16 protein-coding genes and 1 tRNA gene are annotated in these 20,571 nt (G+C 70.6%); 2 read left to right on the top strand and 15 right to left on the bottom strand.

Translation table 11 applies throughout. The features are described from left to right. Positions 1-272: 272 nt before the first annotated feature. From ACWDO5_RS29570 to ACWDO5_RS29555, 4 genes are all read right to left on the bottom strand, one after another. Complete coding sequence (locus ACWDO5_RS29570) at positions 273-1,061, bottom strand: S16 family serine protease (protein WP_450533467.1); 789 nt, start codon at positions 1,059-1,061, stop codon at positions 273-275. 102 nt (positions 1,062-1,163) lie between these two features. Then, positions 1,164-1,805: an IclR family transcriptional regulator gene (locus ACWDO5_RS29565; RefSeq protein WP_450533466.1), complete on the bottom strand. Its 642-nt coding sequence runs from the start codon at positions 1,803-1,805 to the stop codon at positions 1,164-1,166. A 391-nt stretch (positions 1,806-2,196) separates the two neighbouring features. Next, the gene (locus ACWDO5_RS29560) at positions 2,197-3,981 is read right to left on the bottom strand and encodes a DEAD/DEAH box helicase (RefSeq protein WP_450533464.1); all 1,785 of its coding nucleotides are present in this window, start codon (positions 3,979-3,981) and stop codon (positions 2,197-2,199) included. 212 nt (positions 3,982-4,193) lie between these two features. Continuing rightward, positions 4,194-5,648 carry an MFS transporter gene (locus ACWDO5_RS29555; protein WP_450533463.1) on the bottom strand — a complete coding sequence of 485 codons (1,455 nt, stop codon included), beginning with the start codon at positions 5,646-5,648 and terminating at the stop codon, positions 4,194-4,196. A 177-nt stretch (positions 5,649-5,825) separates the two neighbouring features. On the opposite strand from ACWDO5_RS29555, the gene ACWDO5_RS29550 reads away from it, so the two are divergent. Further along, positions 5,826-5,897 (top strand) — tRNA-Cys (locus ACWDO5_RS29550). A 390-nt stretch (positions 5,898-6,287) separates the two neighbouring features. On the opposite strand, the gene ACWDO5_RS29545 is transcribed toward ACWDO5_RS29550, so the two are convergent. From ACWDO5_RS29545 to ACWDO5_RS29505, 9 genes are all read right to left on the bottom strand, one after another. After that, complete coding sequence (locus ACWDO5_RS29545; RefSeq protein ID WP_450533462.1) at positions 6,288-8,606, bottom strand: xanthine dehydrogenase family protein molybdopterin-binding subunit; 2,319 nt, start codon at positions 8,604-8,606, stop codon at positions 6,288-6,290. Then, a complete protein-coding gene (locus tag ACWDO5_RS29540) occupies positions 8,603-9,943 on the bottom strand; it encodes a (2Fe-2S)-binding protein (RefSeq protein WP_450533461.1) in 1,341 nt (446 codons plus the stop codon). Before ACWDO5_RS29540 ends, ACWDO5_RS29545 begins: the two co-directional genes overlap by 4 nt. Further along, positions 9,940-10,836, bottom strand: coding sequence for an FAD binding domain-containing protein (locus ACWDO5_RS29535; protein ID WP_450533459.1), 897 nt, complete (start codon positions 10,834-10,836; stop codon positions 9,940-9,942). Before ACWDO5_RS29535 ends, ACWDO5_RS29540 begins: the two co-directional genes overlap by 4 nt. Positions 10,837-11,124: 288 nt before the next feature. Then, entirely contained in the window at positions 11,125-12,756 is a 1,632-nt protein-coding gene (locus tag ACWDO5_RS29530) for a beta-N-acetylhexosaminidase (RefSeq protein ID WP_450533457.1), read from the bottom strand. Between the two features lie 4 nt (positions 12,757-12,760). After that, entirely contained in the window at positions 12,761-13,600 is an 840-nt protein-coding gene (locus ACWDO5_RS29525; RefSeq protein ID WP_450533456.1) for a carbohydrate ABC transporter permease, read from the bottom strand. After that, the gene (locus ACWDO5_RS29520) at positions 13,597-14,544 is read right to left on the bottom strand and encodes a carbohydrate ABC transporter permease (protein WP_450533455.1); all 948 of its coding nucleotides are present in this window, start codon (positions 14,542-14,544) and stop codon (positions 13,597-13,599) included. Before ACWDO5_RS29520 ends, ACWDO5_RS29525 begins: the two co-directional genes overlap by 4 nt. A gap of 452 nt (positions 14,545-14,996) precedes the next feature. Then, a complete protein-coding gene (locus ACWDO5_RS29515; RefSeq protein WP_450533454.1) occupies positions 14,997-16,301 on the bottom strand; it encodes an extracellular solute-binding protein in 1,305 nt (434 codons plus the stop codon). Positions 16,302-16,539: 238 nt separating this feature from the next. Beyond that, positions 16,540-16,827: a DUF3039 domain-containing protein gene (locus tag ACWDO5_RS29510; RefSeq protein ID WP_450533453.1), complete on the bottom strand. Its 288-nt coding sequence runs from the start codon at positions 16,825-16,827 to the stop codon at positions 16,540-16,542. A 29-nt stretch (positions 16,828-16,856) separates the two neighbouring features. Beyond that, positions 16,857-17,417 carry a YqgE/AlgH family protein gene (locus ACWDO5_RS29505; RefSeq protein ID WP_450533451.1) on the bottom strand — a complete coding sequence of 187 codons (561 nt, stop codon included), beginning with the start codon at positions 17,415-17,417 and terminating at the stop codon, positions 16,857-16,859. 277 nt (positions 17,418-17,694) lie between these two features. Between ACWDO5_RS29505 and murA the strand changes: the two genes are divergently transcribed. Next, entirely contained in the window at positions 17,695-19,035 is a 1,341-nt protein-coding gene (murA, locus tag ACWDO5_RS29500; RefSeq protein ID WP_389185664.1) for a UDP-N-acetylglucosamine 1-carboxyvinyltransferase, read from the top strand. Between the two features lie 160 nt (positions 19,036-19,195). Here murA and ACWDO5_RS29495 read toward each other — a convergent pair whose 3' ends face one another. After that, positions 19,196-19,477 (bottom strand): HU family DNA-binding protein, encoded by a 282-nt coding sequence (locus ACWDO5_RS29495; RefSeq protein ID WP_004571953.1) that lies wholly within the window; start codon positions 19,475-19,477, stop codon positions 19,196-19,198. Between the two features lie 306 nt (positions 19,478-19,783). After that, a partial coding sequence (locus ACWDO5_RS29490; RefSeq protein ID WP_450533450.1) for an NAD(P)-dependent malic enzyme occupies positions 19,784-20,571 on the bottom strand: 788 nt, incomplete at its 5' end.

The raw sequence follows: 20,571 nt of genomic DNA, 5'->3' as shown, positions 1-20,571 counted from the left end.
CCCTCGTACTGGACGTACTTGGGCGACTTTCGACAACACAGCGAGGTGCCGTAGCTGTCGTCGCGGGCCCGACAAGATCGCCCGGACAGGGCCTACTCGCATAAGCGCCGCGCGCCGAGGCCGCCGGGTACCGCCGGCGGCGGAAGGACCTCCGTACGCAACTGGACTGGACGCTCGTCCAGTTGGGCCTACGCCTGGTGCAGCAGCCGCCCGCACGGAGACGACCGACGAGGAGCCCGGTCCCGGCACGGACATGCCGGCAGCGGGTTCTGTCAGCAGCTCGGGACCTTTCCGCCCTTCTCGAGGGCCCGAAGGGACTCCACCGCGTCCTTCAGGGCCGTGACCGGGATCAGCCGCAACCCGGCGGGGAGTTCGGCCTGCGCGTCGGAGCACTCGTCCTTGGGCACGAGGAAAACACTCGCGCCATCCCGCTTCGCGGCCTGAGTCTTCAGGGCCACTCCGCCGACCGCGCCGACCTTGCCGTCGGCGCTGATCGTTCCCGTACCGGCGACACTGCGGCCACCGGTGAGGTCCCCGCCCGCCCCGTCCCCGTCGAGCTTGTCGACGATGCCGAGCGCGAAGAGCAGCCCGGCGCTGGGCCCGCCGACGTCGGCGAGGTGGAGGGTGACCTTCACCTTCGCCGGGTCCATGCCGAGGTAGCCGAGCGCGGCGCGGGTGGCGAAGTTCTGCGACTCCTGCATGTCCTTGAGGTTGCGCTCGACGACTTCCTTGTCGGACTTGCCGGCCGGATAGACGGAGTCGCGCGGGAGGACCGCGCGGTCGGCCCTGAACCACGCGTCGGCCACTTCACCGAGGTCGACGTCGGCGGACGGCCCGGTCGCGACGATGGTCGTCATCAGCAGCTCACCCTTGGTCGTACGGGTGGGCGCGCCAGTGATGGTGATGATGGGTGTGCCGTTGTCGTCGCCCAGGACGTTCGCGGTGGTGCCGGGCTGCGCCACGGCGTACGGCAGCGGCGCGAGCCCGGCGACGGCGAAGAGCGCGACGACGGGGAGGGCGCAGAGGGCGATGGCGCGGGGGCGCGTGAGACTGGAGAGCACGGTGTCAATCTATCGGGCGCGGGTGCCCGCCCCACGGGGGCACCGGGCACCCCGCACCCCGACCCCCGCGCCCGGACAGACAGCGCCCCCGCCGGCCCCGCGTCAGCGCAGCGCGTCCGCCACCTCGCGGGCCGCGTCGACCACCCGTGGCCCCACCCTCTCCGGGACCGAGTCCGCGAGCATCACCACGCCCACGCTGCCCTCTATCCCCGTCACCCCGACCAGCGCCGCGGCCGCGCCGCTCGCGCCCGCCTCGAGTTCGCCGTGGGTGAGCGTGTACCCGGGCGCGTTCGACTTGCCCTGGCGGGCCGAGAGGATCGCCTTGCCCGCCGCGCCCCGGTCCAGCGGGTGCCTGAAGCCCGCCCGGTACGCGACGTGGTAGTCCGTCCAGGTCGGCTCGACGACCGCGACCGCGAGGGCCTCCGCGCCGTCGACCAGGGTGAGATGGGCCGTAGCCCCTATGTCCTCCGCGAGCGAGCGCAACGCCGGCAACGCGGCCTCCCGCACCAGCGGGTGCACCTGGCGGCCGAGACGGAGTACGCCAAGGCCCACCCTGGCGCGTCCGCCGAGGTCGCGGCGGACGAGGGCGTGCTGCTCCAGGGTGGCGAGCAGACGGTAGACGACGGTGCGGTTGACGCCGAGTTTGTTGGACAACTCGGTGACGGTCAGCCCGTGGTCGGTTTCGGCGAGCAGCTTGAGGACACGTAGTCCCCGGTCGAGCGTCTGGGAGGTCTCCGCGGTCACGACGCCCTCTCCTTCGGAGTGAGTGACGGCGGTCCTCTCACGAGAGTTGCGACACCGGTCCCGTTGGCGACGCACCCAGAGGCCACCGGCAGGCCATGGCGCACCGGCTGCGCTCCGCGGCGGCGCTGCCACGGGGCGTGTGCAATGCGGGGACAGTAGCGACCTGGTTCGCTCAGCGGAAGACCTCGTCCAGAATCCGGGCGCGGCAGGGACTTGAGTTCGGACAGCAAGGGGCTATAGATGACAGAAAGTGCCTTAATTACCCATTACCGCCGTAAATCGCGCGATGGGTGTCCATGGGGTCGGTCCTCGGTACGAGCGGGCCCGGGCGCACAGTCGCACCCGGGCCCGCTCGACACCCCACTCAAACCCCGTTCAAACCCCGTGCAGCTCACCGCATCCGGGTCGCCCACTCCTGGACCTTCTTGATCCGCTCCCGGATCTGCCCGGCCGTCGCCTCCGCGCTCGGCGGCCCGCCGCACACCCGCCGCAGTTCGGTGTGAATGACCCCGTGCGGCTTGCCGCTCTGGTGGACGTACGCCCCCACCATCGTGTTCAGCTGCTTGCGCAGCTCCAGCAGCTCCTTGTGGGAGAGGACGGGCCGCCGCTCGGCGGGCAGCTCCAGCAGGTCCGCCTCGTCGTCCGGCTTCTTGCGGCTGTGCGCGATCTGCCGTGCCTGCCGCTTCTGCAGGAGCAGCTGCACCTGGTCGGGTTCGAGGAGCCCGGGGATGCCGAGGTAATCCTGCTCCTCCTCGCTGCCGGGGTGCGCCTGCATGCCGAACTCGGCGCCGTCGTACAGCACCCGGTCGAAGACCGCGTCGGACTCGAGGGCTTCGAAGGGCAGCATGTCCTGCTCGCCCGTGTCCTCGTCCTGCTGCTTCTCCGCCTCCGCGAGCTCCTTCTCGGACTCGGCGTACGGGTCTTCCTCCCCGTCCTTCTTCGGCTTGTCGAGTACGTGGTCGCGCTCGACCTCCATCTCGCTTGCGAAGCCGAGGAGGTTGGGGATGGTGGGCAGGAAGACGGACGCGGTCTCACCGCGGCGCCGGGACCGCACGAAACGGCCCACAGCCTGCGCGAAGAAGAGCGGCGTCGAGATGGTCGTGGCGTACACACCGACGGCGAGGCGCGGCACGTCGACGCCCTCGGACACCATGCGGACCGCGACCATCCAACGGTCCTCGTTCTCGCTGAACTCCTCGATCCGCTTGGAGGCCGCGGTCTCGTCGGAGAGCACGATGGTCGCCCTGGTGCCGGTGATCTCGCGGATGAGCTTGGCGTACGCACGGGCGGAGTCCTGGTCGGACGCGATGACGAGCCCGCCGGCGTCCGGGATGCCCTTCCTGACCTCGGTCAGCCGCTTGTCGGCGGCGCGCAGCACGTTCGGCATCCAGTCGCCCCGCGGGTCGAGCGCGGTCCGCCAGGCCTGCGAGATGGCGTCCTTGGTCATCGGCTCGCCGAGGCGGGCGGCGATCTCGTCGCCTGCCTTGGTGCGCCAGCGCATGTTGCCGCTGTAGCTGAGGAAGATCACCGGGCGGACGACCCCGTCGCCCAGCGCATTCCCGTATCCGTACGTGTAGTCGGCGGCGGACCGCCGGATCCCGTCGTTGCCCTCTTCGTACTGGACGAAGGGGATCGGGTTGGTGTCGGACCTGAAGGGCGTACCGGTGAGCGCGAGGCGGCGGGTCGCCGGGTCGAAGGCCTCGAGGCAGGCCTCGCCCCAGGACTTGGAGTCACCGGCGTGGTGGATCTCGTCGAGGATGACGAGAGTCTTGCGCTGCTCGCAGCGATTGCGGTGCAGCATGGGCCGTACGCCGACGCCCGCGTAGGTGACGGCGACACCCTGGTACTCCTTGCTCAGCGGCCCGGCGCTGTACTCCGGATCGAGCTTGATCCCTATCCGCGCGGCCGCGGCGGCCCACTGCTTCTTGAGGTGCTCAGTGGGAGCGACGACGGTGACCTGCTGGACGACGTGATGGTGCAGCAGCCAGGAGGCGAGGGTGAGCGCGAAAGTGGTCTTGCCGGCGCCGGGGGTGGCGACGGCGAGGAAGTCGCGTGGCTGCTCCTGGAGATACCGCTCCATGGCGCCTTCCTGCCAGGCACGCAGCTTGTTGGCGGTACCCCAGGGGGCACGCCCGGGGAAGGCGGGTGAGAGGTGGTGGGAGGCGGTAGTAGTCACGGTCTCCGGTTCACGGGCTCGGGTACACGTCGGTCGGTACGACAACCGGGCCACCCTACCGGTGGGACTGTCTCACCCCGGGGCAGACGACACGAGACGGGCCTCGTTGAGACCCGCCTCACAGGTCGCGGGTCCCGGGCGTAGCTGTGTTCGCGGGAGCTTGCCCCCGGTTTCGGGAAGGGCGGGGCCGGGGAGAACACCCCGCCCGAACCTCACCGCGTCCGCAGCCTCGTCCCCACCCACGCCCCCACCAGCGCCACCCCCGCCATCGGCAGAAACACCACCGCGAACGCCCCCGGGTGCGAGCCCGACGCCCCCGACGCGACGTGTGCCGCCCCCACCGCTCCCCCGCCCATCGCCGCGAACGCCGCGCCGCCCGCGGCGAGCAGCAGCACGTTCGACAGCCCGTCCGAGATCTGCAGCGCCGCCGAATTCGCGCCCGCCTCCTCCGCTGCCGACAGCTTCAGCAGCAGCACGCTCGTCGACGCGATCACCATTCCCATGCCGAAGCAGCCCACGCCCCACACGACCCCCACGATCCACACCGGTACCCATGCGATCAGCACGCTCGGCGCGGTCGCGATCGCCGCCGCGACCAGCACCATCCCCAGTGCCATCAGCCGTTCCCGGTACGGCTCGACCCGCGGCCGGGACTGTACGTACGAGCCCAGCGCCCACGTCGCCCCGCCCACCGCCAGCGAGAGCCCGGCCATCGTCGGCGACAGCCCGCGCTGGGTGACCAGCATCAGCGGTACGAACGACTCCGCCGCGATGAAGGACCCGGCCGCGATGCCCCGTAGCAGTACGACGGACGGCAGCCCCCGCACCGCCCGGTACGTCCCCCGCGGCAGCAGCCCGAGCACGGCCGGCGCCAGCAGTGCCGCGCCCGCCGCCGCGGGGACCAGCGAGAACCAGTTCAGGTCCTGGCCCGCGTACTGCAGCAGACCCGCGCCCAGCGAGATGCCCAGCGCCAGCCGGATCCGGCGCCCGTCGAACGGCTGCGGCGGCCCGCCGGGATCCGCGGGCCCGGACGCCATCCGCCGGATCGCCGGCAGCGCGAGCGCCGGCGGGAAGACGACCAGCGCCGGGATGCCGATGAACACCCAGCGCCAGCCGAGGTGTTCGGTCACCGTGCCGGACGCGAGCGGCCCCACGACCGACGGGATCACCCAGCTCGCGGCGAACGCTGCCATGATCGCGGGCTGCAGCCGCTCCGAGTACGCGCGGCTGACGACCACGTACAGCGCCACGATCACCAGCCCGCCACCGAGTCCCTGTACCGCCCGCCCGATGATGAACAGCCACATCGTGCCCGCGGTCCCGGACATCAGCAGCCCCGCGCCGAAGGCCGATATCCCGGTGGCGAGCGGCCGGATCGGCCCGTCCCGGTCGGCCCACTGCCCGGAGAGCACCATCGCGAAGAGGCTGGTGGTGAAGTACGCGGAGAAGGCGAATGCGTACAGCTCAATGCCGTGCAACTCCCGTGCGGCAACCGGCATCGCGGTGCCGACGGCGGTCGCCTCGAAGGCGATCAGCACGACGACGGACACGATGCCGACACTGAGCGCGCGATGCGCCTTGCCGAGGATGCCTTGGCCGTCGGGCACCGCGTCTGTCTCATCCGTCGGCAGCGTGACCTCGGCGTCACGGGGTTCGAGGGCGGTCATGAGCCTCAGGGTAAGGGGCATGGCCGCGGATGGGCCCTGTCGCTGGTCGGGCTCCCGCTGGTTCCTTGGTCGTACGACCGTGAACCGTGAACGCCGTATGGCAGTCGCATTGCATCGCGAGCCGGACCCTTGAGCGGCGCCCCGGTCCCGCCTACGTTCGACGTATTGGAGTCACACGGCCGTGTGCCCGAGTGGTTGAGGGACTCGCCTGCAAAGCGAGTTACGCCGGTTCGATTCCGGTCACGGCCTCCGGCAGCCAATGGCGCTGAGCTGCCAGACGGCAAAGGGCGGTCCCGAGTGGGACCGCCCTTTGTGATCTTTATGCTCGACTACATCCAGGCGGCGTACGGGTACGAGTCCGCCGCGGCGTACGACCGCTGTGCTCGCCGGTGCCGCGCACGGAGCTGTAGATGCTCCAGCCGGTGCCCACACGCACGCGAGGCTTGAACACGGCGGAGGTCCACTTCTTGCCCGAGGTCGGGTAATACCACAAGAGGCCGGAAGGCTCCCGGGCGACGACGCCCCCCGCCCCTGTTGTCCCGGCCCGGCGGCCGGCCGCCGGGCCCTTGCACAGAGGAGACCTGCTGATTGATCGCATGGTTGTGCGAATCAAGGCCGCGGCACCCGGGCGGCTTCTTGTTACGAGTTGGGGACGGCCACCGCTGCCTGAGGCCTGATCGGGAGGCGGTTGACCGGGCGGCCCGTTGCCGCCCGCACCGCCGACGCAACCGCCGCCGGGGACGTGACCACCGGGGCCGCGCTCGCCGCCTTGGCTCCGAAGGGGGCCACCACGTCGCGTTCCTCGACCAGTTTGACGATGCGAATGTCCGGGGCATCCAAGGACGTCGGGAGCGCGTAGCCCGTCAGGTCAGGGTGGCGGACCAGGCCGCGGGCCGTGCGGAGGTTTTCCGTGAGGGCAGTTCCCACGCCCTGGGTGACGCCCGCCTCGATGCGGGCGGTCAGCTGGGCCGGGTTCAGGACGCGGCCGACGTCCTGGGCCACCGCCATTTCGACCACGCGGATCGAACCCAACTCGATGTCCACGTCGACAACCGCGCGGATCGCGCAGAAGGCCAGTCCCACGAAGGCGTCGCCCTGACCCGACTCGTCGAGAGGCTCCGTGGGGTGGGGGCGGCACTGGGCCGTTGCCCAGAGCTCCTTGCCGTCCAACGCCTCCGTCACCGTGGTCGACAGCACGCCGTCGTACGACGTGATCTTGCCGTCGGTGATCTGGAGCAGCTCCGTCGACATCCCGAACTTGTGGGCCAGGGGCTGGAGCAGTTGCGTACGGACCATCTTCGCGGCGCGTTCGACCGCGCCTCCCGAGACCCAGGTGTGGCGGCCGTGGGCCGCCGGACCCGCCGGGGGCTGGTCCGTGTCGACCGAGGCCACGTGGACCTCTTCGATGCCCAGCGTCTCCTGGACGATCTGGCGGGCGAGAGTGGAGAAGCCCTGGCCAGTCTCCACGGCCGCGCAGATCACCGTCGCGACACCGTCGTGGACCTTGACCGTTGCCGTGGAGACTTCGTCGGCGCCTTCCGCCCCCAGCATGTGGACCATGCCCAGCGCATAGCCGACTCCGCGGCGGATGGCGCCGGGTTCGCCCGCGCCCTCCGGGCCGCCGGGGAGCAGCCAGTCGTTCTCCGGGCTGTCCTTGGGGAGGGAGGGGAGCGGGAAGTCCCGGACCGAGCGGAGGAGTTCCGCGACGGGCGCGGGGCAGGTGACGGTCTGGCCCGTGGGGAGGATGTCACCGGTCGCGAGCACGTTGCGCAGCCGCAGTTCGGTGGGGTCGACGCCCAGTTTCGCGGCCAGTTTGTCCATTTGGGCTTCGTACGCCGCGCACACCTGCATCGCTCCCTCGCCGCGCACATGGCCCGAGGGAGGGTTGTTCGTACGGACCGCCCAGCCCTCGATGAAGGCGTGCGGGACGACGTACGGACCGCAGGCGAACGCGACCGCGGCCGCGAGCGACTCGCAGGACGCGTCGGCATACGCGCCCGCGTCAAGCAGCAGTTGGGCCTCGACCTTGACCAGGTGGCCCTCGGCGTCCGCGTGGTGGCGGTAGCGCAGCAGTGTCGGATGGCGGTGCGCGTGGCCGAGGAAGGACTCCTCGCGGGTCGCCGTCAGCTTGACCGGGCAGCCGGTCTTCAACGCCAGCAGCCCGAGCGGGAGTTGGAAGCCGGGGTCCTCGCGGTCGCCCGTCGCGCCCGGGACGCCCGTGACCACGACCTTCACCCGGTCCGGCTCCAGGCCGAAGCACGCCGCCGCGAGATCACGGTCGGTGTGCGGGTCGGTGGAGGCGACATACAGCTCCACGCCGCCGTCGGGGCGCGGGACGGCCAGGCCTGCCTCGGCGCCGATCGGGGCCGGGTCCTGGCGGCCGATGCGGTAGAGGCCCTCGACGATCACCTCGCCCGCCACATCGGGGTCGCCGTAGCGGAGGGGGATGTGGCGGATCAGATTGCCGTCGGAGTGCAGGGGTTCGGCGGCGAATGCCTTCTCGGGGTCGGTGACGGGGTCGAGCACCTCGTACTCGACGGCGATCGCCGCCGCCGCGAGGCGGGCCGTGTCGGGGTGGTCCGCGGCGACCGCCGCGATCGCCTCGCCGTGGTGGCGTACGAGTTCGGAGGCGAAGACGGGACGGTCGGCGATACGCCTGCCGTACGCCATATCGCCCGGAATGTCCTCGTGCGTCACCACCGCCCGTACGCCCGGCATCTCCAGCGCCGCCGAGGTGTCGATCGAGCCGATGCGCGCGTGCGGGTGCGGGGAGCGCAGGATCGCCGCCCACAGCAGGCCCTCGGCCCACAGATCGGAGGCGTACGGAAATGTGCCCTCGGTCTTCGCGCGGGCGTCGGCCGGCGGGAGGGACGCCCCAAGGCCGAGGGCGGGAGGTTCCGTCTGGGGGCCGTCGACCGTCCGGGGCGTCGTCGTCGTGGTGGCCGCGTCGTTGGTCACGCCATGCCTCCGTCGTGCGGGTGGGGCTGCACACTACCTGCGCCGGGGGGCGCCTGGTGCGGAATACGGGCTTCCTCACTCGCCTCTGCGGCGGCCGCGTTACTCGCCGCGCGCTCGGCGACCACTTCGCGTACGGCGTCGAGGACGCCCCGGTAGCCGGAGCAGCGGCAGAGGTTGCCGCAGAGGGCCTGGCGGGTCTCGAGCTCGGTGGGGGCGTGGTTGCCCTCGAGCAGGTCGTGGAGGGTCATGGCCATGCCGGGGATACAGAAGCCGCACTGGACCGCGCCGCAGCCCGCCAGGGCGCGCTGGACGTCGGAGGGTTCGCCGTCGGTGGCGAGGCCCTCGACCGTACGGACCTCGGAACCGGCGGCGGTCGCCGCCGGAACCAGGCAGGAGGCAACGAGACGGCCGTCGACCTGGACGTTGCAAGCGCCGCACTCGCCCTGCGAGCAGCCGTCCTTGGCACCGGCGAGGCCGAGGCGCTCGCGCAGTACGTACAGGAGGGACTCGCCGATCCAGGCGTCGGTGACGGGGCGGTCGCTGCCGTTGACACGCAGGACGTAGGAGGTAGGCGGGTGTTCGTCGCTGCCCGTGGAGGAGGTGGGGGCGGGGGCCTCAGGAGTGTCGGGGGCCTCATCGGGGCTCGCCGCCGCCTCGGCCGCCGCCTCGGCCTCAACCGCTTCGGGCTCCGGCTCCGGATCCGGCTCCTGTACGGGTTCCGGCTCCTCGGCCACCGCAGCGGGCTCCGGCTCCGGAACTGTCGCCCAGGGCGCCCTCGCTCCGCCCGGCAGAGTCGCCGGGGGCTCTTGCGCGCTCGCCCACGGGGCCGTCGCCCCGCCCGGCAGAGTCGCGGGCGGAGCCGTCGTACCCCAATGGGACGCCAGCGATGACGTCGTGAACTCGCCGGACTCGTCCGGCAGATCGCCGTCCGCCACCGGAATCGTCCACTCACCGGTCAACTCGGAGGCAGGTGCGGGCGCGAACGGCGCCCCGGCCGGCTCGGCGCCCGTGAAGGTCCACTGTCCCGTGGCGTGCGGGTCGACGTGCTGCTCGGTGCCGGAGGGCTCCGGCCACTGGACCGCCGGCTCCCCCGTTGCCTGCTCCACGGCCCAGGGGCCCATCGCCGCCGGATCGGCCGTGGAGGCAGGCGTCAGCGGCGTGATCATCGGGGGTACGTAGCCGTGTCCGGGCGCTTCGAGCGGCGCCGCGTCCAGCGCGCCCTCGGGCGGCAGCTGCAGAAAGGCGGTGGCCTCGGCGTCGTACTCGCCACTCTGAGGCGTGGGCTGCCAGCCCCCCTGCTCCGACGGGCGTCCCTGCGGGTTCTCCTCGTTGCTCACGACAGCGCCCTCCCCAGTGCACGTCGGGCCAGCGCGGCGACGGTGCGTCGCACATGCAGTACGGCGGGCGGCAGCACGGGCTGTTCCTCGCCCTGCGCGGCCGGGGCCGGATCCGGGATGCACGCCGCCGCGACGTACTCGCCGAAGGCCGCCAGCGCCTCGCCCGCGAGACCGCGCTCGCCGTCCCAATCGATCAGTGACGCGATCCACCGCTCCGCCTCCAGCGGCCGCAGCGGCATCGGGGCGATCGCGCCCACCGCGCAGCGCACTCCGCGCCGCGCCGGGTCGAGGACGACGGCGACGGATGCGGTGGCGCGGCCGGGGCCGGTGCGGCCGGTGGCCTTCAGGAAGACCTGTGGGGCGTGCAGGAGGGGTACCCGTACGAAGCCGATGAGTTCGGCGGGGGCGAGCATCTCCCGGCCCGCCAGCAGATGGGAGACGGGGATCTCGCGACGTGCGCCGCCGGGTCCCGCGATCACCAGGTCCGCCTCCAGGGCGGCCAGCACGGGCAGGGTGTCGCCGGTCGGGGCGGCCGTGGCGATATTGCCGCCGAGCGTGCCCGCGTTACGGATCTGGGGCGGGCCGGCGGCGCGCGCGGACGCGGCCAGCGCGGGGATGAGGGCCGCGAAGTCGGGCCGTCCCATCCGCGCGTGGGTGAGTCCGGCGCCGAGCAGGGCGTGTCCGTCCTGGTAGCGCCAGCCGCGGATTTCGCTGATACGGCCGAGGCCGACCAGGCCGGCCGGGCGGAGTTGGCCCTTGTTGACGGCGGCCATGAGGTCCGTGCCGCCCGCGACGGGCACGGCGGCGGGCATGGCGGTCAGCGCCGCCACGGCCTCGTCCAGCGCAGCCGGCAGCGTCACCGACTGCCCCGTCTGCGGTGCGTGCGTGGTCACCCAGCTGCCCCTTCCCGGCGTCCCGGCTGTCCCGCCTGTGTTGCCGTACCGTACGTGCTCACAGCCCGGACGTGGCAACTCTGGCACATCTTCCGAGCCGACCGGCCAGAGGGTCCGCGAAGGGCAGATTCGTACCGGATACGCCCGCTCGCGACGATGGTCCAGTTTGCAACATCCTCGCCGCCGCATGCGGATTGCCACTCTTCGACGGTCCTTGTGCGACTTGTTCCGTGCGGCTCTCCACAGTCCCAGGATCCCGGGCGCGGGAGATGCGTCTTTGAGTCGGGCTCACACGTTTGGGGGCGCACCCTCGATCGGGCGTCCGATCACACCCGGTCGCTTCTGCCAGGGCAACGGGCCGCCGGACGGCCGGTAGTCGACACCGAGCGCGTCAAGGCGCTTGTAGTGGGCGGTCATTCGCCGTTCGAAGTCCGCGAAGTCGCGCTCGGCGGGAGCGGGCAGGGCGGACCAGGCGACCTCGGCGAAGGCGGCGAGCCGCGGGAAGACCTGGTAGTCGACGCGGGAACGGTCCTGCATCACTTCGGTCCAGACATTGGCCTGGGTGCCGAGGATGTGCGCGGCGGCCTCGGGCGAGAGGGCCGGGGGGACGGGCTCGAAGCGGTAGACGTCCTCGAGGGTGCGTACGTATCCGATGGGCATCGGCTCCTCCGCTCCGCCGTGCTGGCGGTGGTCGAAGTACACCTGCTGCTCGGGGCACATGACGACATCGTGGCCGGCCTCGGCGGCAGCGATGCCGCCGGCGTACCCACGCCAGGAGGAGACGGCGGCGCCGGGGGCGAGACCGCCTTCCAGGATCTCGTCCCAGCCGATGATGCGGCGGCCGCGGTCGGCGAGCCAGGTGTCGAAGTGGCGGATGAACCAGGACTGGAGCCCGTCCTCGTCGGCCAGGCCGAGTTCCTTGATACGGGCCTGGGCCGACGGGGACGCCTTCCACTGGTCCTTGAGGCACTCGTCGCCCCCGATGTGGATGAACGGTGAGACGGCGGCGGGAAAGAGGCCGAGCAGCTCCTCGAAGACGCCCTCGAAGAAGCGGAGTGTGTTGTCAGTGGGGGCGAGTACGTTCGGGTTGATGCCCCAACTGTCCCAGACGGAGAGGGTTGTTGTGTCGATGACGTCGGTGTTGCCCAGTTCCGGATACGCGGCGATGGCGGCCTGCGAGTGGCCGGGGATGTCGATCTCGGGGACGACGCTGATATGCCGCTCGGCGGCGTACGCGACGATCTCGCGAATGTCGTCCTGGCTGTAGTAACCGCCGTACGGCCTATCGTCCCAGAGCTCGGAGGCGCGGTGGCCGTACTTGGTGCGTGCGCGCCACGCTCCGATGTCCGTGAGCTTGGGGTAGCGCTTGATCTCGATGCGCCAGCCCTGGTCGTCGGTGAGGTGGAAGTGGAAGACGTTGAGCTTGTGGGCGGCGAGGAGGTCCAGATAGCGCAGGACGTCGTCCTTGGGCAGGAAATGCCGTGAGACGTCGAGCATCATGCCGCGCCAGGGGAAGCGGGGTGCGTCCTCGATGACCTGGTGCGGAATGCCGCGCCAGGCTTCCGGATCGACGCAAGCCCGGCGGTACGCGTCCGGGCCGAGGAGCTGACGGAGCGTCTGGGCTCCCCAGAACACGCCGGCCGCGGTGCCGCCCACGATCTCGACGCCGGATGCGACCGACAGCCGGTACGCCTCGGGCTCCAGCGACGGATCGATCCGCAGCGTGATGGTGTGCCCGGCTCCCGCCACCCCTGGGGGGAGTTCGCGTCCCAGAGCGCTGCCAAGGGTCGTACGCAGCCAGCGGGCGACGCCCTCGGTACCAGGCTCCGCGGCGAGTGCGGTGCCGGTACCGAGCACGAAGGGGGTGCGGTGCGGGCCCTCGACGGCGCGCGGTGCGGGGATCAGATCCGTAAAGCTCATTGCGTCAGTCCTTCACCGCGCCGCCCAGGCCGGAGACCAGGCGTCGCTGTACGAGTACGAAGAAGACGAGCACCGGCACGGTCATCACGGTGGACGCCGCCATGATGCCGCCCCAGTCGTTCTCGTCCGGCTTGAAGAAGACCAGCAGCGCCATCGGCAGCGTCGACTGGGAGGTGTCGCTGATGATGAAGGACTTGGCGAACAGGAAGTCGTTCCACGTCGAGATGAACGAGAACACGCTCGTCGCCACGAGCCCCGGGAAGACCAGTGGGAACAGGATCTGCCACAGGAAGCGGGTCCGGCTCGCGCCGTCGATGTACGCCGCCTCTTCCAGGGCTTCCGGGACCGCCTTCACAAAGCCCCGCAGCATCCAGATCGCGAACGGCAACGAGAAGGCGATGTGCGGCAGGATCAGCGAACCGAGGGTGTTCAGCTGGCCGAAGTCCCGCATCAGGAAGAAAAGCGGGATGGTCAGCGCCTCGATCGGCACCATCTGGGCGACCAGGAACATGATCAGCAGGGTCGTCCTGAACTTGAAGCGGAACCGCGTCACCGCGGTCGCCGCCAGGAATGCGATCAGCGCGGACGCGATCACCACCACGCCGGCCACGAACAGGCTGTTGAGGAAATACCGGCCGAATTCCTGCTGTTCGAAGACGCGGCGGAAGGAGTCGAGCGAGGGGGAAAGTGTCCAGGGGGTTGCTTCGGTGGACTGGATCTCGCCCGCCGGTTTGAACGCCGAGAGCACCATCCAGTACAGCGGGAAGGCCACGACGACCGCGATGACGAGCGCCGATGCCTCGGCGGCGAGCCGCCAGGGGCGGCGGATGCTGGGCAGGCTCACAGTTCTTCTCCCTGGCGTCGCAGCAGCCGCAGATACACAAGGGTGACCGCCAGCAGAATCAGCAGCATCACGATGCCGATGGCCGAGCCCAGGCTGTACTGGGAGGACGCGAAGGCCTTCTGATAGGCATACACATTGAGCACGAGATTCTGGCCGGCGATGCCGCCGCCGTTCGTCATCACATAAATCTGGGTGAAGACCTTGAAGTCCCAGATGATCGACTGAATGGTGACGACGACGAGAATGGGGCGGAGCATCGGAGCGGTGACGGAGCGCCAGATCCGCCACTGGGACGCGCCGTCCAGTGAGGCCGCCTCCAGGACTTCCGAGGGGATCGCCTTGATACCCGCGTACACCGTCACCATCACGAACGGGAACGAGCACCAGACGACTTCGAGGAGTACGAGGGCGAAGGCGCTGTAGCGCCCGTACGTCCAGGAGAAGTCGCCGAGGCCGAGGAGACGGTTGACCGGTCCGTAGTCCGGGTCGAAGAGGAAGACCCAGACGGTGGAGCCGGTGATGGCGGGGGTCGCCCAGGCGCCGAGGGCGGCGAGCATGAGGGCGAGGCGGGGGAGGGCGCGTACGCGCGTCAGCAGGACGGCGAGAGCGCAGCCGACGGCGAGGGTGGCGAGCACGCAGGCGGCGGCGAAGACGACGGTGGCCAGCAGGACCTGCCAGAACTGGCTGTCGGCGAGGAGCGTGCGGTAGTTGCCGAGGCCTTGGAAGGTGGTCGGCTCGCCGCCGCTGACCTGGGCCTGGGTGTACTCGAGGAAGGAGATCAGGCCGAGCTGGTAGATCGGGTAGACGAGGAGCCCGGCGAGGACGAGGAGCGCGGGCGCGAGGTATAGCCACGGGGTCCAGGAGCCGGCGCGCCGGCGGCCACGCCGCGCCGCGCGCCTGTCGCCGGGTGTCGAACCCCCGGCCGCCTTCCGGGCGTTGGGCACGCGCGCGGGCCGCCCCTTGGACAGCCCGGCGGTGCCGACGACCGAAGCACCAGGCCCGCGGGTGGCCGTAGTGGTGCCGCCGGGCGCGCCCGCCCCGGGGGCAGCCGCCGAAGCGCCGGCCGAGAGACCAGCCGACGCACCCCCACCACTGGCAGACGCCGAAACCTCGACCGCCGACCCGGCGGCGTCAGCCGCCGGAGCACCGGCCGACGCGACACCGGCAGACGCAGCGGTCCCGCCGGACGGCCCCGCCTCAACAGCGCCCGACGCGACCGCACCACCGGCAGACGCAGACGCCTCGGCCAACGCCCCGGCGGCGTCAGCCGCCGGGGGGCCGGCCGACGCGCCCGTCCCGTCGGGCGCCCGTGTCCCCTGCGGTGGGACCGCGGTCTCGCGCGGGCCCGGGCTGTCCGGGGCGTTCGGCCCCGGTTCCGTACCGTTTGTCATCGCACTCAGCCCGCGGCAGCGAACGCCGTGTCCATCTTCTTCGCCGCGTCACCCGACGCCGCCGCCACGTCCTTCTTGCCGCTGACGATCTCCTGGAACATCGTCGGCAGCACCAGCGACGAGTCGATCTGGCCCCAGCCCGCAGAGGCCGGCACGAACTTCGCACCCGCGTCCAGCGTCCGTACGAACGGCTCGACGAACGGCTGCTTCTTCGCGACCTCCGCGCGTACATCCGTGTACGTCGGCAGGAACCCCATCGCGTCGAAGAAGTTGCGCTGTGCCTCCTTGCCGGTGAACTGCTTCATCAGGTCCACCGCCAGCGTGCGGTGCGAGGTGCTCTTCAGTACGCCGATGTTGTTGCCGCCCGCGAAGGCCGGCGCGATCGAGCCCGCCTCCCTGCCCGGCAGCGGCACCACCGCGTACTTGCCCTTCACGGCGCCCGCCTCCACCGCCTGGTGGCTGAAGTCACCGCCGATCGCCATCGCCGCCTTGCCGGAGGCGAAGGCCGTCACCGTCGCGTTGCCGCCCATCGACGCGCACTTCGCGGCCGGGCAGTTGTCGTCGCCGAAGAGCGAGGTGTACGCCGTGATGCCCTTCTGCGCGGCCGGGCTGTTGATGGCCGCCTTGTACGAACCACCGCTCTCCTGCGCCAGTTCGCCGCCCTGCGCCCAGATGAAGGGCATCGCGCCATAGGTGTACGCGCCGCCGACCGCGAGCCCGTACAGCTCCGGCTTCGCCTTGTGGATCTTCTTTGCGGTGGCGATCAGTTCATCCTGGGTCTTGGGGGCCGCGATCCCCAGCTCCTTGAACACGTCGGTGCGGTAGTACAGCGCGCGTACACCGACGAAGAGCGGGGCGCCGTAGATCTTGCCGTCGACCGTGACCGACTGCTTGGCCGTCGGGTCGGTGTCCTTGGCCTCGTCCCAGGCGGTGAACTCCGCGCCGATGTCGGCGAGTCCGCCGTCCTTGACGTAGCCGGCCGTGTCGGTGTTGCCGTACTCGATCAGATCCGGCGCGCTCTTCGGGTCGTTGAAGGCGGCCTTGATCCGCTGGGCGCGGGTCTCGACGGGTATGTACTCGACCTCGACCTGGGCATCCTTGTGCGCCTTGCGGAACGCGGCGACGGCGGCGTCGACGACCTGCTCCTTGGGCTTGTTGTTGACCTCCTGGAAGAGCCAGACGCGCAGGGTGCCGCTCGTGTCGTCCTGCTTGGCAGCGTTGTCGGAGGTCTGGGGGGCGCAGGCGGTGGCGGTGAGGCCCGCCAGCGCAAGTGCCGCGGCAGGGGCGGCAATCCGGGCGAAAAGCTTCATGCGTGGTTCCCTACGAGTAAGCGTTGCACCGTGCGCAACGCCTACTCACAGGACGGGCGTTGCATAGTGTGCAACGAACGTTTCGTGCTGCACAACACAGCAGGAGGCTAAGGGCGCGCCAACAACCGGACAAGAGGTCTCAACCACTCTGTGACCAGCGACGCACCCCCGTGCAACGCAAAACGGCCCCCGGGACACGCGTAGATGCGCATCCCGGGGGCCGTCCCCGGCGGAAGAACTACTTCTTGTCCTTGCCGCCCTTGTCCTTGTCGCCGCCGGCGCCCATGGACTCGTAGATTTCCTTGCACATCGGACAGACCGGGTACTTCTTGGGGTCGCGCCCCGGTACCCAGACCTTCCCGCACAGTGCCACCACGGGAGTGCCGTCGAGGGCACTCGCCATGATCTTGTCCTTCTGGACGTAATGGGCGAAGCGCTCGTGGTCGCCATCGCCGTGCGACGTCTGCGGCGTCGGCTCTACGAGGGTCCCCGTGCCTGTCCCGCGCTCGGGCTCAAGAGTGCTCATAACTGCCAGGGTACTGAAGGCCGCGCCGCTCAGTTCAGCGAAGGGTCGTCCGGGTACGTCGCGAACATGGCGAGCTCGCTGCGCTGCCGCCGCAACACCGCCCGCCACAGGCTCTCCGGCCTGGGCGACGACACATCGCCCGGCTCCGACTCGACGACGTACCACGCACCGTCGTTCAGTTCCTCCTCCAGCTGGCCGGGGCCCCATCCGGCGTATCCCGCGAAGATCCGCAGCGATCCGAGTGCCGCGCCGAGCAGCTCCGGCGGGGCCTCCAGGTCGACCAGACCGATCGCGCCGTACACCCGCCGCCAGCCGAGCGGTCCCTCGTCGCCCGGTATGACGGCGACGCCCAGCGCCGAGTCGAGGGAGACCGGGCCGCCCTGGAACACCACGCCCGGCTCGCCCGTGAGCGCGCCCCAGGACTCCAGGATGTCGCCGACGACCACCGGGGTGGGCCGGTTGAGGACCACGCCGAGCGAGCCCTCGTCGTCGTGGTCGAGCAGCAGAACCACCGCCCGGTCGAAGTTCGGGTCCGCCAGGGCAGGGGTGGCGACGAGCAGCCGCCCTGTGAGCGAGGACACCTCGGTCATGCGAGACATGATCCCGCATCTTCGCCCTCCGCGGGGAGCGGGCGGCTGAGTGTGAGCGAGCGCAGCTCAGGACGCGACAGGAGCGGGTGGCACGCGAACCCTGGGTCGGTGACGCTCCGCAAACATGTACCGACCCAGCGTGTTGTGTCGAATTCATTACGCGCACGACGGTCCTTGGCCTTACGGGACAGGGGTAGAAGCCCCTTACCCTTTCCACTGGCCCCCTGCCCGACATCCCCCTCGCTCCGCTGGGGGGATCCTCCGGAACGCGAGATTCATGACCGGCACAGACGATGTACTGCTTGTCCACGGCGGAACCCCGCTCGAGGGCGAGATCCGCGTCCGCGGCGCGAAGAACCTCGTGCCCAAAGCAATGGTCGCCGCTCTTCTGGGCAGCGAGCCGAGCCGACTGCGCAATGTGCCCGACATCCGTGATGTGCGCGTCGTACGTGGACTGCTGCAGCTGCACGGAGTAACGGTCCGGCCCGGTGACGAGCCGGGTGAGCTGGTACTCGACCCGTCGCACGTCGAGAGCGCGAACGTCGCGGACATCGATGCGCACGCGGGCTCTTCGCGCATCCCGATCCTCTTCTGCGGCCCGCTACTGCACCGGCTCGGCCACGCCTTCATTCCGGGGCTGGGCGGCTGCGACATCGGCGGCCGGCCCATCGACTTCCACTTCGAGGTGCTGCGCCAGTTCGGCGCGACGATCGAGAAGCGGGCGGACGGCCAGTATCTGGAGGCCCCGCAGCGGCTGCGCGGCTGCAAGATCCGGCTGCCGTACCCATCGGTCGGCTCGACCGAGCAGGTGCTGCTGACGGCGGTGCTGGCGGAGGGCGTCACCGAGCTGTCCAACGCGGCGGTGGAGCCGGAGATCGAGGACCTCATCTGCGTCCTGCAGAAGATGGGCGCGATCATCTCCATGGACACCGACCGGACGATCCGGATCACCGGTGTCGACAAGCTCGGCGGCTACACCCACCGGGCGATCCCGGACCGCCTGGAGGCGGCGTCCTGGGCGTCTGCGGCGCTGGCGACCGAGGGCAACATCTATGTGCGCGGCGCGCAGCAGCGCTCGATGATGACGTTCCTGAACACCTACCGGAAGGTGGGTGGCGCCTTCGAGATCGACGACGAGGGCATCCGCTTCTGGCACCCGGGCGGCTCGCTCAACGCGATCGCCCTGGAGACGGACGTGCACCCCGGTTTCCAGACCGACTGGCAGCAGCCGCTGGTGGTGGCCCTGACCCAGGCGGCGGGCCTGTCCATCGTCCACGAGACGGTGTACGAGTCGCGGCTCGGCTTCACCTCCGCGCTGAACCAGATGGGTGCGCACATCCAGCTGTACCGCGAGTGCCTGGGCGGCTCGGACTGCCGCTTCGGCCAGCGCAACTTCCTGCACTCGGCGGTCGTGTCGGGCCCGACGAAGCTCCAGGGCGCGGATCTGGTCATCCCTGACCTGCGCGGCGGCTTCTCGTACCTGATCGCGGCGCTCGCGGCGCAGGGGACGTCACGGGTCCACGGCATCGACCTGATCAACCGCGGCTACGAGAACTTCATGGAGAAGCTCGAGAAGCTGGGCGCGAAGGTGGAGCTCCCGGGCGGCAGGCTCGTCTGACCCCGGGGGGCTCCGCCCCCGGACCCCCGGCTCCTCAATCTCCCTCAGACTTCAACCGCGGGACCCCCAAGGTGCTCAATTGTCGGCCGGAGCCCCGGCCACACGCCAAAGGGCGGCCACCCCGGCAGGGGGTGGCCGCCCTTTTGCTTGCCCAGGCGGATTACTTGCCCTTGGCGGCTTCCTTGAGCTTGGAGCCCGCGGAGACCTTCACGCTGTAGCCGGCCGGGATCTGGATCGGGTCGCCGGTCTGCGGGTTACGAGCGGTGCGAGCGGCACGGTGGGTGCGCTCGAAGGTCAGGAAGCCGGGGATCGTGACCTTCTCGTCGCCCTTGGCGACGACCTCGCCGACGGTCTCGGCGAGAGCGGCCAGCACGGCGTCGGCGTCCTTGCGGGTCACCTCGGCGCGGTCGGCCAGCGCGGCCACCAGCTCACTGCGGTTCATGTTGTTACTCCCGTGTTCTTCTTGCCTGTGAGGCGTGAGATCGAAGCCGATGCTGCCAGGGCCCTCGGACAGTCCCCGGACCCGGGTCTGGAGTCAGACCCTCGCGCCCGAATACGCATCCTGCCCCCACCAGCGGCGGGAAAGCCAATCCGGCACCCTCCGGAGTCACACGAAAAGCGCCACGGCCTCGTCGTGGTGACGTTCCGTCCACTCGGTGGAGACTCCTTGGAGCCGGGAGCCGCGGGGCTCATGGTCCGCCACCCTAGAGCGGCAGTCGCGGACCCGCGACTCGCGACGCGCCGGGCGTCACGCCGACGTGTGGCCCGTCACAGCCGCGCCGACCGCCTTCGCGGCGTTGCGGACGGCTCCCGCGACCGCTCCGGCGACCTTGTCGTTGAAGACGGACGGGATGATGTAGTTCGGGTTGAGTTCGTCCTCGGTGACGACGTCCGCGAGCGCGGCCGCCGCCGCGAGCATCATCTCCGTGTTGACCGTGCGGGACTGCGCGTCCAGCAGGCCGCGGAAGACGCCCGGGAAGACCAGCACATTGTTGATTTGGTTGGGGAAGTCGGAGCGGCCCGTGGCCACAACTGCCGCCGTCTGGCGGGCAATTGCCGGGTCGACCTCCGGCTCGGGGTTCGCGAGCGCGAACACGATGGCGCCGTCGGCCATCGCCGCGACGTCCGCCGCCCCCAGCACGTTCGGGGCGGACACTCCGATGAAAACGTCCGCGCCGACGACCGCTTCCTTGAGCGTACCCGTGACGCCCTCGGGGTTGGTGTTGTCGGCGATCCAGCGCAGCGGCGACTCGGCCTCCGCGTCCACCAGGTCCTCGCGGACCGCGTGCACCACGCCGTGGATGTCGGCCACGACGGCGTGCTTGACACCCGCTGCGATCAGCAGTTTCAGGATGGCCGTACCGGCGGCGCCCGCGCCGGACATAACGACTCGTACGTCACCGATCGCCTTGCCGACCACGCGCAGCGCGTTGGTCAGCGAGGCGAGGACGACGATCGCGGTGCCGTGCTGGTCATCGTGGAAGACCGGGATGTCCAGCGCCTCGCGCAGCCGCGCCTCGATCTCGAAGCAGCGGG

Source organism: Streptomyces sp. NPDC000880, assembly GCF_053599675.1.
This window is presented reverse-complemented; position numbering and strand designations above follow the sequence as displayed.